We start from the raw sequence: 17,065 nt of genomic DNA, 5'->3' as shown, positions 1-17,065 counted from the left end.
CCTTGTCTCAGCGGCCCGCGACCCGGTCGGCGATACGCGCGATCCGGGACGACTGTGCGGCACGGGTGGTGAGTTCGCGGCGGTCGGCCGCTCGGTACGTCGCGTACATGCCGTGTACCCCGAGCCAGCGGAAAGGTTCGGGTTCCCACTTGCGGACCTTGTGTTCGACCCAGGGGAGATGGGTGAGGTCCGTTTCGCCGGACTGGCCCGAGTCCCGCTGGATCAGGTCCCGGAGTGTACGTGCGGCGAGATTGGCCGTGGCCACCCCGGAGCCCACATAGCCGCCCGCCCAGCCGAGGCCGGTGGCGCGGTCGAGGGTGACCGACGCGCACCAGTCGCGCGGTACGCCGAGCACGCCCGACCAGGCGTGCGCCACGGCGACGCCGGAGAGCTGGGGGAAGAGGCGGACGAGGAGTTCGCGCAGGGCTTCGACCGTCGCCGGCTGCGTACGGCCGTCGTTGTCCGTGCGCGAGCCGAAGCGGTACGGGACGCCGCGGCCGCCGAGGGCGATGCGGTCGTCGGCGGTGCGCTGGGCGTACAGGTAGGCGTGGGCCATGTCGCCGAGGGTCTCCCGGCCCTCCCAGCCGACCGACTCCCACTGGGCGGCGGTCAGGGGTTCGGTGGCGATCATCGAGGAGTTCATGGGCAGCCAGGTGCGCTTGTGGCCCTTCAGGGAGGCCGTGAACCCCTCGGTGCAGCGCAGTACGTACGGAGCGCGGACCGTGCCGTACGGGGTGACGGCGTGCTTGGGCCTGATCTCGGTGACGGGCGTCGACTCGTGAATCGTGACGCCGAGCGCCTCGACGGCCGCCGCGAGGCCCTTGAGCAGCTTGACCGGGTGCAGGCGGGCGCCGTGCGGGGTCCAGGTGGAGCCCACCGCGTCCGCGACGCGAACGCGCTCGGCGGTCTCGCGGGCGCCGTAGAGCTCGCGGTCCTTCTCGCCGTACGAGAGCTCCGTCTCGTGGAACGCCTTCAGCCGGGCCAGCTGGGCGGGCGTGCAGGCGACCTCCAGTACGCCTCCCCGGTGGATGTCCGCCTCGATCCCCTCCTCCGCGGCGACCCGCACGACCTCGGCGACCGTGGCGTTCATGGCCTCCTGAAGGCGTACGGCGGCCTCGTGGCCGTGCAGGCGCGCGTACCGGTCGCGGCCCGCGATGCCGTTGTAGAGCCAGCCGCCGTTGCGGCCGGAGGCGCCGTACCCGCAGAACCTCTGCTCCAGGACGGTGATGCGCAGGAAGGGTGCGGCCTTCTTCAGGTAGTACGCGGTCCACAGGCCGGTGTACCCGCCGCCGACGACGACCACGTCGGCGCTCGCGTCACCCGGGAGGGGTTCGCGGGGGGAGGGGAGGCCCTCCTGGGCGTACCAGAACGAAATGCCGCCGTTGACCACGGTGCGGGGCGCGTGGGGCGGGTGTGCCGTGTGGTCCGTGCCGGACGCGCTGTCCGCGTTCTCGGTGCTGCTCATGCGCGGGACGTTAGCTTCTCGGGGTGGTGGGTGTCTCCTTCGGATTCCGTGGTTCTGGAAGGACGGGTGAGGGCGAAGGTGCGATACGGGCGGCTGACGGCGCGGGGCGGGCGATTTCTCGAACGGTGGGGGTTGTGGCAGGAAGGGCCGCCGATGAGCGGGCGGGTCTCGGTCGTGCTGCCCGTGGTGCGTGACGACGGCACACGGGCCGCGCTGAAACTGCAGGACCTCGACGACGAGACGGCCGGTGAGGGGCTCGCCCTGCGGACCTGGGGCGGCGACGGGACCGTACGGCTGCTGGCGGAGGACGCGGAGACCGGCACACTGCTGCTGGAACGGCTCGACGAGAACCGGCCGTTGGCCGCCGTGCCGGACGTGATGGAGGCGACCGCGGTCCTCGCCGGGCTGCTGGCACGGATCACGGCCGTACCGGCGCCGCCGGGACTGCGGCGTCTCGACGACATCACGGCGGACATGTTCGAGCGGCTGCCCGCCGTGCTCGCCTCACTCGCGGCCGACGACGACCGGCGGCTGCTGACGGACTGCGCGGCGGCCGTGCGGGAGGTCGCGGACGAGCCGGGGGACCGGCTGCTGCACTGGGACCTGCACTTCGAGAACATCCTCGCGGCCGACCGTGAACCCTGGCTCGTCATCGATCCGAAGCCGCTCGCCGGGGACCCGTGCTTCGAGTTGCTGCCCGCGCTCTGGAGCCGGTTCGGCGAGGGCGCGTCGACGCGCCGCTTCGACCTGCTGACGGAGACGCTTGGCCTGGACCGGGAGCGGGCGCGCGCCTGGACGCTGGGGCGGGTCCTGCAGAACTCGCTGTGGTTGGTCGAGGAGGGCGGGGAACCGGACGCCGAGCAGGTGGCCGTCGCGCGGATGCTGCTGGGGCGGTGACGCACGGAGAGCCGGGGTACGGGTGTCGTAGCCTGCCCGCATGATTCGTACGGCGACTCCCGCTGATGTGCCCGTGATCCACGCCATGATCCGTGAACTGGCCACGTACGAGAAGGTGCCGGCGGAGGCCCGGGCCACCGAGGAGCAGCTGAGGGACGCGCTCTTCGGGGACCGGCCGGCCGCGTTCGCGCACCTCGCGGAGTCCCCGGAGGGCGAGCCGGCCGGCTTCGCGCTGTGGTTCCTGAACTTCTCGACCTGGCGCGGGGTGCACGGCATCCACCTGGAGGACCTGTACGTACGGCCCGGGGCACGCGGCGCCGGGTACGGGAAGGCGCTGCTCGGGGAGCTGGCACGGATCTGCGTGGAGCGGGGGTACGAGCGCCTGGAGTGGGCGGTGCTCAACTGGAACCAGCCGTCGATCGACTTCTACGAGGCGCTGGGGGCGCGGCGGCAGGACCAGTGGTCGGTGTACCGGCTGACGGACGGGGCGCTGGCGGAGCTGGGCGCGAAGGCCGGAGGGCTGGAGGCACGGAGAGCTGGCGGCTGAGGGCTGAGGGCAGCATCGCCGGGGGAGGGGGCCGGGGCGGGCCGGTCAGGACGGGCCAGGTCAGGTCAGGGTTCCAGGACCACCTTGCCGGTGGTCGCCCTCGTTTCCAGTGCGTGGTGGGCGGTGGCCGCTTCGGCGAGGGGGAAGCGGTGGACCGCCGGGACCAACCGGCCTTCGGCGGCTTCGGTGAGGGCGCGCAGTTCCAGGGTGCGGATCGGGTCGGGCCCGCCGGACCTGCGCATCATCGCGGGGCCGAGGACCGACTCGGACACCCCGTCCACGAGGTACGGGGCGCCGTCGCGCAGACCCGCGGCCGACCAGCCGAAGACGAGGTGCCTGCCGCCGGGGCGGGCGAGGAGTGCGACCGCCTCGCGGGCCGCGTCGCCGCCCACGCCGTCGAAGACGACGGTGGCCCGGCGGTCGCCGAGGAACCGCCGCACCCGGTCCGGCCAGCCCGGGTCCCGGTAGTCGACGGCGAGGTCCGCGCCGTTCTTCTCGACGAGGGCGGCCTTGTCCGGGCCGCCCGCCAGGCCGATCACGGTGGCGCCCGCGTGCTTCGCGTACTGCACGAGGAGGGTGCCGATGCCGCCCGCGGCCGCCGGGACCACGGCCACGGAGTCGGGGGTGAGGTCGGCGAACTGGAGGATTCCCATCGCCGTACGGCCCGTGCCGATCATCGCGACCGCCTGTGCGAAGTCCAGGTTCGCGGGGATCTCGTGGAGGCGGTCCACGTCGGTGACCGCGAGTTCGGCGTACCCTCCCGGCGCGAAGCCCAGATGGGCCACGACGCGTCTGCCGAGCCACAGGGCGGCGACGCCCTCGCCGAGGGACTCGACCGTGCCGGCCACCTCGCGGCCGGGGATCGTGGGCAGGGCGGGGAGTTCCGGCAGCGGACCCTTGACGCCCTCCCGGATCGCGGTGTCCAGGAGGTGTACGCCGGCCGCGGCGACCGCGATACGCACCTGGCCGGGGGCGGGGTGGGGGGACGGCGCCTGCTCGTACGTGAGGTTCTCGGCCGGGCCGAAGGCGTGGAGGCGGATGGCGTGCATGCGGCTTCCTCGGGGTGGAGTGGGGGGCCGCCGTGTGGTGCGGTGGCCTGGACCGGGCCCAGTCTTCAAGCTCAAGCATGCTTGAGGTCAAGGCCCGCCCTGCTGCGGATCCGAAGGGCCAGGGACACCGCTTCCAGCGCGCTGTTGAACGACACCTCGGAGAGCACGCCCGGGGCCGCGACCTGGTCACCCGCCAGATAGACGCCGTCGCCGCGGTCCACCCGCGGGCGGTCGCGCCAGCTCGTGCCGGGGACGTCCACCGCGCCCGTGCGGCCGTTCGCCAGCGCCTCGCGCCGGTACGTGGTCCGGTCGCGCCAGCCCGGGGCGGCGAGGTCGAGGAGCTTTTCGGCCCGGGCGATCCCGTCCGCCCGGGACTCGTGCGGGGCGACCGGGAACTGCCCCTGGAACAGCTGTTCGCCGGGCGGGGCGAGGGTCCGGTCCTGGGCCGTGAACCGCTCGATCCAGCCGGGGGCGTCGAGGTCGGAGACGGCGAACGCGTCGCCCCTGCGGGTGCGGACGGCCAGGTCGAGCAGGGCCGTGCGGCCGCTCGGCCAGGTCAGGGAGCTGTCCCGGAGGAGGGCGCGGGCCGCGTCGAGGGAGGTGGCGACGATGACCGGGCCGCGTTCGCCGTGGCCGGTGGGGAGCGCGTCGACGCGGGCCAGGGTCTCCACGCGTACGCCCAGGTTCCAGGCCCGGGCCGCCATCCTGTCGACGACGCCCGCCCAGCCGCCGCGCGGGTAGTGCGCCTCCGGGGGGAGCTTCGTGGCGCGGCGCAGGCGTTCCTGGACGAAGGCGGCGGAGAGGGAGCCGGGGTCGTGGTGGAAGAGGGCGACGGCGGAATAGTTCGCCGCCGCCGCGGCGCCCTCGGGGCCGGCGACGGCCGTGGCCCAGGACGCGAAATCCTGGTTGACGGGCGCCTGTTGAGGTGTCCGGCGGAGGATCCTGAGCATGGCGAGGGGTGGGATGCGGCGGAGGGCGCCGTGGTGGTGGAGGCGCAGGCGGGCGGCTTCCAGGGGCGGGAGCGGGGCCAGTTCGCCGAGCAGGCCGCGTTGCTTCAGCCAGGTCCAGTGGGGGCCGCCCTTGTAGAGGGCGTGGGGGCCCTCGTTCGTCCTGTACGGGTCGTCGGCGGTGCGGGCTCGGCCGCCGAGGGTGTGGTGGGCCTCGTACACGGTGGCCTTGGCGCCTGCTTCCGCCGCGGAGATGGCGGCGGTGAGGCCGGCCAGGCCGCCGCCGATGATGGTGATGTGGGGTGTGTGCGGCCTGCGAGGTGTGTGGGGCGTGGGGGGTGTTCGGGGTGTGGGGTGCATGGGGTGGGCGTTCCCTTTCGGCGGGGTGCTTTCTGGTGGTTGCTCCTTAGGACTCGTCCGGGGGGCCGGGATGTGACATCAGGGGAGTCGCCGCTGGTGAGAGGTGTTGTCAGTGGGTGGGTGCAGGATGGGGTGATGGCGAGCAGAGCGGTGAAGGCGGGCGCGGGGGGCCGAGGCGCAGGCGGCAAGGGGGCCGGGGTCAAGGGGGCGCGGAGGCCGGAGGTGCGGCTGCCGGAGCTCGAACCGTACGGGGGCGGGCCGCTGGAGCCCGACGGGGACTACGACGGCCTGCGGTTCACCGATCTGGATCTCGTGGCGCAGGACGGTGGGGGTGCGCGGTTCATGGACTGCGCGCTGACGGGATGTGCGGTCGACGAGACGCGGCTGCACCATGCGCGGGTGCTGGACTCCGTGCTCACCGGGCTGCGAGGGGTGGGGACGGACCTCGGTTCGGCGACCTTCCGGGACGTGGAGGTCGTCGACGCGCGGCTGGGCGGGGTGCAGTTGCACGGGGCCGTGCTGGAGCGGGTGGTCTTCCGTGGCGGGAAGATCGACTACCTGAATCTCCGGGAGGCGCGGATCCGGGACGTGGTGTTCGAGGGGTGCGTGCTCGTCGAGCCGGACTTCGGGGGCGCGCGGCTGGAGCGGGTGGAGTTCGTGGACTGTGTGCTGAAGGAGGCGGACTTCAGCGGGGTGTCGCTGACGGATGTGGATCTGCGGCGGGCTGCGGAGGTGGGGTTCGCGCGCGGGGTCGACCGGTTGGCGGGGGCGGTGATCAGTCCGGCGCAGTTGCTGGATCTGGCGGGGGTGTTCGCCGCGGAGGTGGGGGTCCGGGTGGTGGGGGTGGACGTGTGACGGTCCCGTTTCGACGGGTGGGCGGCGGGCTGGTGGGCCGGTGTCCTGGCGGGGTGGCGGGCTGATGGGGGTGGCGGACCGGTGGGCCGGTGGGGTCGGGGCCGTGCCGGTGCGTCGAGTTCGCCGCCCCCGGGTGTACGACTGTGGCTCCACCGGCGAACCGTTTCCTGGAGGAGCCCTACGCGGCGAACTCTCGACGCACCGGCACGGCCCGCTCCCGCGCGGATCGCCGGGTGCGGGCCGGCCGGTCCCGCCCGTTCCGCTGTGGGTCTGTCAGGGGAGCCGGGGGAAGCGGGCTTCCAGGGTCCAGATCGCCGGGTTCTCGCGGAGCGTCTCGTGGAGGTCCGTCAGGTCGGCCAGGAGGTCGTGGAGGAAGTCGCGGGCCTCGCGGCGCAGTTCGGCGTGGGAGAAGGTGAGCGGGGGCTCGTCACCGGGCATCCAGTCGGACTCGATGTCGACCCAGCCGAAGCGGCGCTCGAAGAGCATGCGGTCGGTGGACTCGGTGAAGTCCAGTTCGGCGCGCTGGGGGCGGGAGGCCCTGCTGCCCAGGGGATCCTGGTCGAGTTGCTCGACGATGTCGCACAGCGCCCACGCGAAGTCCAGCACCGGCACCCATCCCCAGGCTGTGGACAGCTCCCGGTCCGCCTTGGTGTCGGCGAGGTAGACGTCCCCGCAGAACAGGTCGTGGCGCAGGGCGTGGACGTCCGCGCGGCGGTAGTCGGTCTGCGGGGGGTCCGGGAACCGGGACGAGAGGGCGTAGCCGATGTCGAGCACGTGGGTGATGGTGTCACGCCGGCCCAGGGCGTTTCTTTTGGATCAGGTCGGATCAGGCGCCGGGCGCCCCGCGGACCCGGGCTGATCCAAAAGAAGCGCCCTAGGATCGCCGTCATGCCCCGGTCCGCCGCCCTTTTTCCCGTTGCCGTTCTGCTGGTGTGCGCGCTTGCCGCCGGTGATGCGGGGGCGCGCCGCTCGGCCGGCGCCACGGGGGCGGGCGATCCGTACTTCCCCGCGGCCGGGAACGGGGGATACGACGTCCTCCACTACAGGCTCACGCTCGGCTACGAGCCCGGGGTCCGGCGGCTGGTGGGGGAGGCTGAGATCGAGGCGCGGGCGGAGCAGGACCTGAGCGCCTTTTCTCTCGATCTCCAGGGGATGAGGGTCGGGTCGGTGGAGGTGGCGGGGCGGGCCGCACGGTTCCACCGCGAAGGCGGAGGCGGCCATGAGCTGGTGGTGCGTCCGCGTGCCGCCGTGCGGAAGGGCGCCGGCTTCACCGTCGTGGTGCGCTACTCCGGGCTGCCGGAGGTCGTGCGTGATCCGGACGGTTCCGAGGAGGGGTGGCTGGTCACCGAGGACGGCGCCCTCGCGCTCGGTGAGCCGGTCGGGGCCAGGGCGTGGTTCCCCGGCAATCACCACCCGGGTGACAAGGCGGCGTACGACATCACCGTCGCCGTGCCGGCGGGGTTGCAGGCCGTCTCCAACGGGGAGTTGCGGGGGAGGACGAGGGAGGGCGGGCGGGACGTCTTCCGCTGGCACGTCGGGGAGCCCATGGCGTCGTACGTGGCGACCGTCGCCGTGGGGAAGTTCGCGGTGCGCCGTTCGCGGACCGGGGACGGGCTGCCCGTGTACGTGGCCGTGGATCCCGGTCAGATCGCGGCGAGTGCTGAGGTGCTCGGGCGCATCCCCGAGGTCGTGGCGTGGGGCGAGCGCACCTTCGGGCCGTATCCGTTCTCGTCGGCCGGGGCGATCGTGGTGGGGGAGGGGGACGCCGAGTACGCCCTGGAGACGCAGAACCGGCCCGTGTTCCCCGGCGCCCCCGGTCTGGAGCTCCTCGTCCACGAGGTGGCCCACCAGTGGTTCGGGAACTCCGTCACCCCCGAGTCGTGGCGTGACATGTGGCTGAACGAGGGCTTCGCCACGTACGCCGAGTGGCTGTGGGCCGAGGAGCACGGCGGGGACTCGGCCCAGGAGGTCTTCGACCTGCTGTACGCGGGCGACTACTTCGAGAAGAAGGCGGACGGTGACGCCGTCTGGGCCTTTCCGCCCGGCAGGCCGCCGAATGCCGCCAGGATCTCCGGCAGTCCGGTGTACGAGCGGGGCGCCATGGTTCTGCACAGGATCCGCGAGGAGACCGGTGACGAGGTGTTCCGGGGGATCCTCCGCGGGTGGGCCGCGGTCCACCGGCACGGCAACGCCGACACGGACGACTTCACCGCCTACGTGGAGAGGAAGGCGCCGGGCGTGGACTTCTCGCGGATCTGGGCGGACTGGCTGTACGGGGAGGGCCGGCCCGCCGCGGTCCCGGCCGAGAAAGAAACGCCTTAGCGCAGGATCTTGCGCAGTACCGCGCAGGGCCGGCCCAGTTGGCGGTCCTTACGGTGGCCGATGGTCTCGTATCCGATGGCCGTCCAGAATGCGAGCGCCGCCGGGTTGTTGTCCAGCGCCGCGAGCCGTAGGGCTTCCCGGCCCGCCGCCCGGAAGCGGTCCTCGACGTGTGCCGCAAGGCGGCGTCCGTGCCCCTTGCCCTGCTCGGCCGCGTCGACCAGCAGCAGACCGATCCAGGGGTCCGGGTCGGCCGGGTCCGGGTGGTGCGCGAGGGTGATCGCGACCGCGACGAGCCGTCCGGCGCTGCGGGCCCCCAGGACCTCCACGTCCGGGTTCGCCAGTTCGTCCGCCAGCGCCCTGGCCACCTGCTCCGGCCGGATGTCGTGCGGGTCGGGGAAGTCACCGCTGAGGGCGTAGAACGCGTGGTTCGAGGCGTAGAGCGCGGTGAGTTCCGTGAGGAGGGGACCCGGCAGGTCGTGGTCGGGGGTGAGGGCCAGGGGTTCGAGGATCACGCGGGCAGGCTAGGGCACCCCGGCAGCCGGCAGCCGGGAGCCGGTGGAGGGAGCGCTCGGCGAAGGACGAGGGCCCTGGTCCGGCCGTGGCCGGGCCAGGGCCCTCGGATGCGTGCGCGTCCTGGATCAGACGTTGACGCCGAAGTCCTTGGCGATGCCGACGAGGCCGGACGCGTAGCCCTGGCCGACCGCGCGGAACTTCCACTCCGCGCCGTTGCGGTACAGCTCGCCGAAGACCATGGCCGTCTCGGTGGCCGCGTCCTCCGAGAGGTCGTAGCGGGCGATCTCGGCGCCGCCGGCCTGGTTCACGATGCGGATGTACGCGTTGCGGACCTGGCCGAAGTTCTGCGAGCGGGTCTCCGCGTCGTAGATCGAGACCGGGAAGACGATCTTGTCGATGTCGGCCGGGAGACCGGCGAGGTTGACGTTGATCGCTTCGTCGTCGCCGGCGCCTTCACCCGTACGGTTGTCGCCCGTGTGGACGATCGTCTGGTCCGGGGTCTGCTTGTTGTTGAAGAAGATGAAGTGGGCGTCCGAGTAGACCTTGCCCTCGGTGTTGACCGCGATGGCCGAGGCGTCCAGGTCGAAGTCGGTACCCGTGGTGGAGCGGACGTCCCAGCCGAGGCCCACGGTGACGGCGGTCAGGCCCGGAGCCTCCTTGGTGAGCGAGACGTTGCCACCCTTGGACAGGCTTACAGCCATTGTTGGGAGTCCTTCCCTCGTTTATGTACGTACGGGTCGTGCGGTGCTGCGCGTCGGGCTTCGTACGGGACGAAGCTACCGCCAACCCTAAGAACGCCGAGGGGGGTCCCCAGGGTTCCGCTCCTCTTTACTTTCTTTACCTGAGCGGCGCGAGGGCAGGCCACACGCGGGTCCGGTGCCGAAAAGCGGGTGACGGGGACCGGACAGGCGGGGGACCATGGGGGCATGTCCGGTCCCTACGTCATCCGCGGCTCCGTCTCCCTGCCCGAGGCCGAGCTCATGTGGCGTTTCTCGCGTTCCTCCGGGCCGGGTGGCCAGCACGTCAACACGACCGACACGCAGGTGGAGCTGCGCTTCGACCTCGCGAAGACCGAGTCGCTGCCGCCGGTGTGGAAGGAGCGGGCGCTCGCCAGGCTCGCCGACCGGCTGGTCGACGGGGTCGTCGCGGTGCGCGCCTCCGAACACCGGTCCCAGTGGCGCAACCGGGAGACGGCGGCCGTGCGGCTCGCCTCTCTGCTCGCCGAGGCCAGCGCCCCGCCCCCCAGGCCGCGCCGGGCCACCCGTATTCCCCGGGGGATCAACGAGCGCCGGCTTCGCGAGAAGAAACAGCGCGGGGACACCAAGCGCGGCCGCTCCGGGCGCGATTGGGGATGAGCCGGGGACGGGGGAGAGAAGCGGCGGGCCGGGCCTGCCGCTCTTTGCTTTCCCCGCCTTTCGTCAGCCGCCCGCACGAGGCGTCGTACCGGTGGGAACGGGTTTTCTGACGGCGGAAGAAAAGGCCGGAGGAAAGTGCGCCGGAACGCGCGACGGAACACGCCCGGGACAGTTTCTCCTGTATGTGATTTTCCTCATGCGGAAAGCGGCGCGGGCGTAAGGGGCGTGGGCGTCCGTGGGGCGCCGCCCGCCAGGGATCGGCGGGCCCGGCCGACCGCACTCCGGGGGTACCACCCGGCGGGCACGTCCGGCTTCACAGTCGTACACGGTCGTGTCCGGCGTCGGACGCCCGGCCGGGAGTGCGGGGAGGGCCCTCAGCCGAGCTGCCGGTAGCGGGCGCGGAAGTACGTGAGCGGGCCGCCGTCCGCACCCGGCAGCGAGGACGTCAGGACCCGGCCGATCACCAGGGTGTGGTCGCCCGCCGTCACCCGCTGTTCGGTGCGGCACTCCAGGGTCGCCAGGGCGCCCTCCACCAGCGGCGCCCCGGACAACCGCCCGTGGACGTGCGGCACGTCCGCGAAGAGGAGGCGGTCGGAGATGCGGTTCTTCATGGCGAAGCGGCTCGCGACGGAGCTCTGTCCCTCGGAGAGGAAGGAGACCGCCCACAGGGGCTGCTCGTCGAGCAGGTCGTCCATCCGGGAGCCCTCGCGCAGGCCGATGAGCACGAGGGGCGGGTCCAGGGACACCGACATGAAGGAGGTCGCCGTCATGCCGACGTCCTCGCCGCTCGGGCCGTCCGGGTCGGACTGCGGCTCGTGCGCGGTCACCAGGACCACGCCGGCGGCCAGCCGGGACATGGCGGCGCGGAAGTCGTCGTTGCTCACCCCCTCAGCATGCACGGACGGGGTGGAAGGAGCTGCATAGGGAGTGTTCAGCACGGGAAGACGCTATTCTCCGCCAACGTTCGACACATCCGACCAACGCCCGAACCGGGTCCTAGGACTGAAGAGGGAGTGCGACGCGGATCTCCCACCAGGGGCGCCCACATCTTCCACAAATTTGCGTTCAGTAAACACACCGCGAAAACACAGAAACTCTACTCAATTGTTCATCTTCCCCTGTGACTTGAGTCACAGGTGCCATATTTTGTTGACCCTGTGTACCGAGTGAGCAGCGCGCTGTGATTCAGTGGCGGGGAAGCTGGCAGGCGTAGGCCGGGAGAGACCCCTGGAGTTGCTGTCGAGGTCTCGAGGGGAGGGCGAATGGAGACCGAGTCGGAGCCGTACGTCCGCCTTGCGACACTGCGGCAACTGCACCAGGTCATGGCGGACATGAACACGGCCCGCAGTCTGGCCGACACATTGCAGACCGTCGCCGACGGAGTCGTCAACGGCCTCGGCTACGAACTGGCCTGCGTCAACCTCGTCCAGCCCGACGGCGATCTGGTGGTCGCCGCCCTGGCCGGGAACAGCGCCGCCGAAGCGCTCATCACCGGCCGCGTGGGCTCCCGTACCTCCTGGGACCGCCGGCTCACCATGGGCGAGGCGTGGGGCGACCTGCGCTTCATACCGCACACCGAGGGCTGGGTCCTCGACGACGACGACGTCCCGCAGTGGTACACCGACGGGCCCGAACCGCGGTTCGAGGACGAGTGGCACCCCGCCGACCGGCTCTTCGCCCCCATGTACACCCCGGGCGTCCCGGGTGTCTCCTGCGGCGAACTGATCGGCGTCCTGTCCGTGGACCGTCCGCGCAACGGACGTCATCCCGGCGCGTGGGGCCGCGAGGCCCTGCAGATGTACGCCTTCCAGGCCGCCATAGCCATCAGCAACGCGCGGCTGCGGGGCAACATGCAGCGCGCGCTCGTCCGCCTGGAGCGCGAGCAGCAGGCGCTGCGAGCCAGTGAGGAAAGCTTCCGGCAGGCGTTCGAGTACGCCCCCTCCGGCATGGCCATCGCCGAGATGGGCGGCGACCAGCACGGCCGGATCCTGCGGACGAACGACGCGCTGTGCCGGCTGCTCGGCCGCCCCGCCTCCTCGATGCGCCGCTACTCCTTCTCCGACCTCGTCCACCCCGAGGACATCGGGACCCTGCTCAGGACCTCCGCCGAGGGCGGGCGCGCCGAGCTGAGACTCTGTCGCCGCGACGGCACGTACGTGTGGGTGTCGCTGCGCAACAGCGTGGTCGCGGACGCCGCCGACGGGCCGCGCTTCCTGCTCACCCACGTCGAGGACATAGAGGAGCGCAAGCGCCGCGAGCTGCAGCTCGCCCATCGCGCCTCGCACGACTCGCTCACCGGACTGCCGAACTCCGCGGAGCTGCGCTCCCGGCTCGCCGCCCGGCTGTGCGCGCGCCCCACGGCGACGGAGCCCGGCGTGGTCGACACGATCGACGCGGCGTACGGGCAGGTGGTCGCCGCGCGCAACGCGAACAGCCAGTACGACGCGAACGGCCGGTACGACGTGAGCGGGCACGGCTTCGACTACCGGCCGGTCCCGGACGCGTTCGACGCGTACGACCACCATGTCCACACCGTCACACCCGAGGGGGAGCGCGACGACGGCACGAAGGGGCTCGCGGTCCTCTTCTGCGACCTCGACGGCTTCAAGTCGATCAACGACCGCTTCGGGCACAACGCCGGTGACGCCGTCCTGATCGAGGTGGCCCGCAGGCTGAGCGGTGCCGTGCGGGACGGGGACACGGTCGCCCGGCTCGGCGGTGACGAGTTCGTGGTGCTCGCCGACGGGCTCGGGCGGGCCGACGCGCAGGACCTCGCGGTGCGGCTGCGCAACGAGATAATCCAGCCCATCAGGGTCGACGGGCGTGCCATGCGGGTCGGCGCCAGCTTCGGCATCGGGTGGGCACAGTGCGGCATGTCGGCGGACGAGGTCTTGCAGTCCGCTGACGAGCGGATGTACGTAGAGAAACGGTCTCGTCCCAAAGCGCACAGGCGTGCGGGCTGATCCGCAGGTCAGGGGTGCCGTGCGAGCTGAGTCACCCGTTTGGGGCACGGGAAGCGGGTAGGCTCGCCTTTCGATCCCCCGTACCGCATCTGAACCGCACCCGCTAGGAGACCAAGGGATGACGCCCGGCAACAACGGCGCGAGCACGCCCGAGGACGACGACCCGTTCGGCTATCTGTACGCCGACGGGCAGGCCGCCGGAGCCCAGCCGCCGAGCGGCGGTGGTGGCTACGGCTACCCCGGCTCGGTGAACCGGGTGCGTCCGGTGGGTGAGCGCCAGTACGGACAGTCCGCCGCGCAGAGCGCCCCCACCGCGCAGTACGGGCAGGTGCCGCAGCAGCAGGCCACGTACGGCCGGCCGGCCGCGAACCACGTCACGTCCGAGAACTTCTCCGGCGGCGTGTCCACCCCGCACCAGCACGCGCAGCACGGCGGCAGGGGCGGCGGCCGGGGCCGCGGGCCGAACACCAGGGGTCTGCTGATCGGCGCCGTCGCCGTGGTCGCGGCCGTGGTGATCGGTATCGGGATCGCGATGCTCGGCGGCGACTCGGACGACGACAAGAACACCGGCGACGCCGCGGGGCCGACCGCCTCCGCCGGCCAGAGCGCCGAACCGAGCGAGACGTCCACCAAGAAGGCCGAGGACGCGGTCGAGCTGCCCAAGATCGACGCGAAGGCCCTGAAGCTCGGCGCCGGTGTGACGGCCGCCTCGGACGTCAAGGGCGCGAAGGGCGCCGGGGGCGTGTATGTGGCCGGCTTCAACCAGGTCGGCGCGTCCGTCAGCTGGACGGTGAACGACATCCCCAAGAGCGGCAAGTACACGCTGTACGTCAACTACGGTGTGCCCGGCAAGGACGCGAACGCCACACTCACGATCAACGGCGAGGCGCAGAACCGGCCGCTCAACCTGGCCAATTTCGCCGAGGCCGCCGAGGGCGCCTACGAAAAGGGCTGGACGCAGACGTGGGCCAACATCCAGTTGAGCAAGGGCACCAACGTCGTCAAGCTGTCCTGCGAGACGGGAAACCAGTGTGACGTCAACCTGGACCAGCTGTGGCTCGAAAGCGGCTGGAAGTAGAGCGCGATGCTCCGCCCGTCGCGGGCGAAGCACCTTCGACGTCCCCCGGGTCCGGCCTTCGTCAGGAAGGCCGCGGCACTAGATCTTGTAGACCGCGATCCCGTTGACGGCGCCGGGGTTGTCCGCGTAGGTGCCCGGCTTCAGAGTGGCCAGCTTGGTGCCGGTGCCGCAGCCGCTGGTGACGTGCCACAGTTCCACGCGGTAGGACGTCTGGTTCGAGACGGACCGGTTGATCCTGTTGAGGGGATAGCAGCCGGGTGTCAGGGAGTTGACGGCCCTCTCGCCGGTCCTGTTCGCTCCCGTCCAGCCGCAGGCGTATCCCTTGGGGCAGGTGTTGGGATCGGCCGCCGCGGCCGGTGAGACGAACGTGCCGCCCAGCAGCGCGCCGGCCAAGGCGGTCAGCGTCAGACTCTTCCTGAGTATGCTCATGCGAAGCCCCTTTTTCTTGATCAACGGTCTTCGTGATGCTAACTCGGGGCGCACAGTTGCACGAGTGATTAACGGGGCGGCGCGGGCATCCGCCCTTCACCACGCCTCGACCTGATGTGGGCAGACGTCGACGGTGACGTGGTGCACCAGTTCCTCGTACGCCGGCCGGTCGAACTCCCCCGCGACCGGCGCCAGCACGCTCGCCGCGGACAGGGCGACCGCCCGGGAGAGCCGCTCCGGCCAGGGCAACCGTTCCACCAGCCCCGACAGCAGCCCCGCCACCACGGAGTCGCCCGCGCCCGTGGGATTGCCGCGCACGGCCCGCGGCGGAGCGGCCCGCCAGTCCCCGTCCGGCGTACGGGCCAGCAGCCCCTGCGCACCCAGCGACGCCACGACCGAGTGCGCCCCGCGCCGACGGGCGTCCCGGGAGGCCTGCGAAGGGTCGTGCGAGCCGGTCAGCTCGGCCAGTTCGTCCGCGTTCGGCTTCACGATGTCGGGCCGCGCGGCGATCCCCCGCCGCAACGGCTCCCCGCTCGTGTCGAGCAGCACGGGAACCGCCGACGCCCGGGCGGCGCGCACGAGTCGGGCATACGCCCCGACCGGCACCCCGGGAGGCAGACTGCCGCACAGGGCCACCGCCGAACAGGAGCGCAGCAGCACCTCGTACGCCTCCTGGAAGGCGGACCACTCGGCGGGAGTGATCTCCGGTCCTGGTTCGTTGAGCTGAGTCGTGTCACCGGCCGTCGTGTCGACCACCGCGATCGTGCGGCGGGTCGAGCCGCTCACCGGGACCAGCGCGTCGACGACGTCCGGCGTGTGCGCGAGCTGGTCCCGCAGGGCCCGCCCGGTGGCGCCGCCCGCGAATCCGGTCGCGGTCACCTCGTGGCCGAGGGCCGCGAGGACCCGGGCCACGTTCAGGCCCTTCCCGCCGGGCCGCTCGGTCAGCTCGTCGACCCGGTGGGACGCGCGCGGCCGCAACTCCCGTACGCGGTACGTGATGTCGAGAGCGGTGTTCAGCGTGACCGTGAGGATCACCTGGGCCGACCTCCCCCGAGCGCGCCGTGCCTGTCCGAAGGCTCGATCATGTCAAAGCAACGGCGGCCGGCCCAGCCCCCGGGACGCCCGATCGGCCGGGCCGGTCAGGGGTTCGACCAGCCATTCGCCCCGCCGCATCACGCCGACGACCTCGAAGCCGGCATCCAGCACCACCAGGTCGGCGTCCTTGCCCGGCTCCAGCGAGCCCACCCGGTCGTACAGGCCCAACTGCCGTGCCGGATTGGCGGAGATGGCCGACACCACGTCCTCGACGGGCAGCCGGTCCACGGTCACCGCCCGCTTGAAGGCCCGGTCCAGGGTGAGCGTCGAGCCGGCGATCGAACCGCCTTCCACGAGGCGTGCCACGCCGTCCGCGACCTCCACCTCCAGCGGGCCGAGCATGTACCGGCCGTCGCCGAAGCCCGCCGCGTCCATCGCGTCCGTGATGAACGCCACCCGCCCGCGGCCCGCGTGATGGAACGCCAACTGGAGGGAGGCCGGGTGGAGATGGACGCCGTCGTTGATCAGCTCGACGGTGATCCGCTCGTCCTCCAGCAGCGCCGCGATCGGTCCCGGGGCGCGGTGGCCGAGCGTGGGCATCGCGTTGAACAGGTGCGTCGCCACGGTCGCGCCCGCGTCGATCGCCTCCGCCGTCTGCTCGTACGTCGCGTCCGTGTGCCCGATCGCCGCGATGACACCGTGTTCGACGAGGAGGCGTACGGAGTCGATGCCGCCCGGCAGTTCGGTGGCGAGGGTGACCATGCGGGCCTGGCCGCGTGCCGCGTCGATCAGCTTGCGGACCTCCGCCGGGTCGGGATCGCGCAGCAGTTCCTCGGAGTGCGCTCCCTTGCGGCACGGGGAGATGAACGGGCCCTCGAAGTGGATGCCCGCGAGGTCACCCTGCTCGGCCAGTTCGGAGAGGAGGCCGGCCCGCTGGGCGAGGCCGTCCATGTCGCCGGTGACGGTGGAGGCGACGAGGGTCGTGGTGCCGTGCAGACGGTGGGTGTGGATGCCCTTGAGGATGTCCTTGACCGGCCCCGAGGTGAAGGAGGCTCCGCCGCCGCCGTGGTTGTGCATGTCCACGAAGCCGGGCACCAGGTAGTGCCCCGAGAGGTCGGTGCGGGGGGCGTCGTCGGGAGCGCTCCCAACGATCCGGGTGCCCTCGACGATCACTCGTCCGCCGTGCACCGTTCCGGTGGGGAGCACGACGTCGGCTCCGGTGAGGATCGTCGGCCGCCGGTCGGTGGGGG

The 17,065-nt window shown here is 72.0% G+C and carries 17 protein-coding genes; 7 read left to right on the top strand and 10 right to left on the bottom strand.

Going from position 1 to position 17,065, the window contains the following annotated elements:
- Nucleotides 1-7: 7 nt before the first annotated feature.
- Nucleotides 8-1,465: an NAD(P)/FAD-dependent oxidoreductase gene (locus tag ACFYXC_RS30420; protein ID WP_389555195.1), complete on the bottom strand. Its 1,458-nt coding sequence runs from the start codon at nucleotides 1,463-1,465 to the stop codon at nucleotides 8-10.
- Nucleotides 1,466-1,513: 48 nt separating this feature from the next.
- On the opposite strand from ACFYXC_RS30420, the gene ACFYXC_RS30415 reads away from it, so the two are divergent.
- Both ACFYXC_RS30415 and ACFYXC_RS30410 read left to right on the top strand, forming a co-directional pair.
- Nucleotides 1,514-2,362 (top strand): aminoglycoside phosphotransferase family protein, encoded by an 849-nt coding sequence (locus ACFYXC_RS30415; RefSeq protein ID WP_389555193.1) that lies wholly within the window; start codon nucleotides 1,514-1,516, stop codon nucleotides 2,360-2,362.
- Between the two features lie 40 nt (nucleotides 2,363-2,402).
- Entirely contained in the window at nucleotides 2,403-2,909 is a 507-nt protein-coding gene (locus tag ACFYXC_RS30410; protein ID WP_388912995.1) for a GNAT family N-acetyltransferase, read from the top strand.
- Nucleotides 2,910-2,974: 65 nt separating this feature from the next.
- On the opposite strand, the gene ACFYXC_RS30405 is transcribed toward ACFYXC_RS30410, so the two are convergent.
- On the bottom strand, nucleotides 2,975-3,958 hold the full coding sequence (locus tag ACFYXC_RS30405) for a zinc-binding dehydrogenase (protein WP_389555190.1): 984 nt from the start codon (nucleotides 3,956-3,958) through the stop codon (nucleotides 2,975-2,977).
- A 71-nt stretch (nucleotides 3,959-4,029) separates the two neighbouring features.
- Complete coding sequence (locus ACFYXC_RS30400) at nucleotides 4,030-5,265, bottom strand: NAD(P)-binding protein (RefSeq protein ID WP_389555189.1); 1,236 nt, start codon at nucleotides 5,263-5,265, stop codon at nucleotides 4,030-4,032.
- 135 nt (nucleotides 5,266-5,400) lie between these two features.
- Here ACFYXC_RS30400 and ACFYXC_RS30395 point away from each other — a divergent pair, with 135 nt between their 5' ends.
- Nucleotides 5,401-6,120: a pentapeptide repeat-containing protein gene (locus ACFYXC_RS30395; RefSeq protein ID WP_389555187.1), complete on the top strand. Its 720-nt coding sequence runs from the start codon at nucleotides 5,401-5,403 to the stop codon at nucleotides 6,118-6,120.
- Between the two features lie 273 nt (nucleotides 6,121-6,393).
- Here ACFYXC_RS30395 and ACFYXC_RS30390 read toward each other — a convergent pair whose 3' ends face one another.
- A complete protein-coding gene (locus tag ACFYXC_RS30390) occupies nucleotides 6,394-6,894 on the bottom strand; it encodes a hypothetical protein (protein ID WP_388913007.1) in 501 nt (166 codons plus the stop codon).
- A 114-nt stretch (nucleotides 6,895-7,008) separates the two neighbouring features.
- Between ACFYXC_RS30390 and ACFYXC_RS30385 the strand changes: the two genes are divergently transcribed.
- On the top strand, nucleotides 7,009-8,442 hold the full coding sequence (locus ACFYXC_RS30385) for a M1 family metallopeptidase (RefSeq protein WP_389555185.1): 1,434 nt from the start codon (nucleotides 7,009-7,011) through the stop codon (nucleotides 8,440-8,442).
- Here ACFYXC_RS30385 and ACFYXC_RS30380 read toward each other — a convergent pair.
- Nucleotides 8,439-8,954: a GNAT family N-acetyltransferase gene (locus ACFYXC_RS30380; RefSeq protein WP_389555184.1), complete on the bottom strand. Its 516-nt coding sequence runs from the start codon at nucleotides 8,952-8,954 to the stop codon at nucleotides 8,439-8,441. The two genes, ACFYXC_RS30385 and ACFYXC_RS30380, sit on opposite strands and share 4 nt — an antisense overlap.
- 126 nt (nucleotides 8,955-9,080) lie before the next feature.
- Nucleotides 9,081-9,656: a TerD family protein gene (locus tag ACFYXC_RS30375; protein WP_388913016.1), complete on the bottom strand. Its 576-nt coding sequence runs from the start codon at nucleotides 9,654-9,656 to the stop codon at nucleotides 9,081-9,083.
- Between the two features lie 225 nt (nucleotides 9,657-9,881).
- Between ACFYXC_RS30375 and arfB the strand changes: the two genes are divergently transcribed.
- Nucleotides 9,882-10,310, top strand: coding sequence for an alternative ribosome rescue aminoacyl-tRNA hydrolase ArfB (gene arfB, locus ACFYXC_RS30370; protein ID WP_388913019.1), 429 nt, complete (start codon nucleotides 9,882-9,884; stop codon nucleotides 10,308-10,310).
- Nucleotides 10,311-10,684: 374 nt separating this feature from the next.
- On the opposite strand, the gene ACFYXC_RS30365 is transcribed toward arfB, so the two are convergent.
- A complete protein-coding gene (locus ACFYXC_RS30365; protein WP_388913022.1) occupies nucleotides 10,685-11,248 on the bottom strand; it encodes a flavin reductase family protein in 564 nt (187 codons plus the stop codon).
- Nucleotides 11,249-11,572: 324 nt separating this feature from the next.
- Here ACFYXC_RS30365 and cdgB point away from each other — a divergent pair, with 324 nt between their 5' ends.
- Nucleotides 11,573-13,273, top strand: a complete 1,701-nt coding sequence (gene cdgB / locus ACFYXC_RS30360) for a diguanylate cyclase CdgB (RefSeq protein ID WP_388913025.1) — start codon at nucleotides 11,573-11,575, stop codon at nucleotides 13,271-13,273.
- A 118-nt stretch (nucleotides 13,274-13,391) separates the two neighbouring features.
- Nucleotides 13,392-14,351 carry a carbohydrate-binding protein gene (locus ACFYXC_RS30355; protein ID WP_389555181.1) on the top strand — a complete coding sequence of 320 codons (960 nt, stop codon included), beginning with the start codon at nucleotides 13,392-13,394 and terminating at the stop codon, nucleotides 14,349-14,351.
- Nucleotides 14,352-14,429: 78 nt separating this feature from the next.
- Here ACFYXC_RS30355 and ACFYXC_RS30350 read toward each other — a convergent pair whose 3' ends face one another.
- The 3 genes from ACFYXC_RS30350 to nagA all read right to left on the bottom strand — a co-directional run bounded on the left by ACFYXC_RS30350 (nucleotide 14,430) and on the right by nagA (nucleotide 17,042).
- Nucleotides 14,430-14,780: a peptidase inhibitor family I36 protein gene (locus ACFYXC_RS30350; RefSeq protein WP_389555179.1), complete on the bottom strand. Its 351-nt coding sequence runs from the start codon at nucleotides 14,778-14,780 to the stop codon at nucleotides 14,430-14,432.
- A gap of 96 nt (nucleotides 14,781-14,876) precedes the next feature.
- Nucleotides 14,877-15,815 (bottom strand): 1-phosphofructokinase family hexose kinase, encoded by a 939-nt coding sequence (locus ACFYXC_RS30345; RefSeq protein ID WP_389555177.1) that lies wholly within the window; start codon nucleotides 15,813-15,815, stop codon nucleotides 14,877-14,879.
- A gap of 51 nt (nucleotides 15,816-15,866) precedes the next feature.
- On the bottom strand, nucleotides 15,867-17,042 hold the full coding sequence (gene nagA / locus ACFYXC_RS30340; protein WP_389555276.1) for an N-acetylglucosamine-6-phosphate deacetylase: 1,176 nt from the start codon (nucleotides 17,040-17,042) through the stop codon (nucleotides 15,867-15,869).
- Nucleotides 17,043-17,065 lie beyond the last annotated feature (23 nt).

The sequence above is a fragment of the Streptomyces sp. NPDC002701 genome (assembly GCF_042889045.1).
Lineage (GTDB): Bacteria > Actinomycetota > Actinomycetes > Streptomycetales > Streptomycetaceae > Streptomyces.
This window is presented reverse-complemented; position numbering and strand designations above follow the sequence as displayed.

Coding starts and splice junctions, on each gene's coding strand:
- ACFYXC_RS30420 (WP_389555195.1), bottom strand. CDS start 1,465: ATGAGCAGCACCGAGAACGCGGACAGCGCGTCCGGCACGGACCACACG.
- ACFYXC_RS30410 (WP_388912995.1), top strand. CDS start 2,403: ATGATTCGTACGGCGACTCCCGCTGATGTGCCCGTGATCCACGCCATG.
- ACFYXC_RS30405 (WP_389555190.1), bottom strand. CDS start 3,958: ATGCACGCCATCCGCCTCCACGCCTTCGGCCCGGCCGAGAACCTCACG.
- ACFYXC_RS30400 (WP_389555189.1), bottom strand. CDS start 5,265: ATGCACCCCACACCCCGAACACCCCCCACGCCCCACACACCTCGCAGG.
- ACFYXC_RS30395 (WP_389555187.1), top strand. CDS start 5,401: ATGGCGAGCAGAGCGGTGAAGGCGGGCGCGGGGGGCCGAGGCGCAGGC.
- ACFYXC_RS30385 (WP_389555185.1), top strand. CDS start 7,009: ATGCCCCGGTCCGCCGCCCTTTTTCCCGTTGCCGTTCTGCTGGTGTGC.
- ACFYXC_RS30375 (WP_388913016.1), bottom strand. CDS start 9,656: ATGGCTGTAAGCCTGTCCAAGGGTGGCAACGTCTCGCTCACCAAGGAG.
- arfB (WP_388913019.1), top strand. CDS start 9,882: ATGTCCGGTCCCTACGTCATCCGCGGCTCCGTCTCCCTGCCCGAGGCC.
- cdgB (WP_388913025.1), top strand. CDS start 11,573: ATGGAGACCGAGTCGGAGCCGTACGTCCGCCTTGCGACACTGCGGCAA.
- ACFYXC_RS30355 (WP_389555181.1), top strand. CDS start 13,392: ATGACGCCCGGCAACAACGGCGCGAGCACGCCCGAGGACGACGACCCG.
- ACFYXC_RS30350 (WP_389555179.1), bottom strand. CDS start 14,780: ATGAGCATACTCAGGAAGAGTCTGACGCTGACCGCCTTGGCCGGCGCG.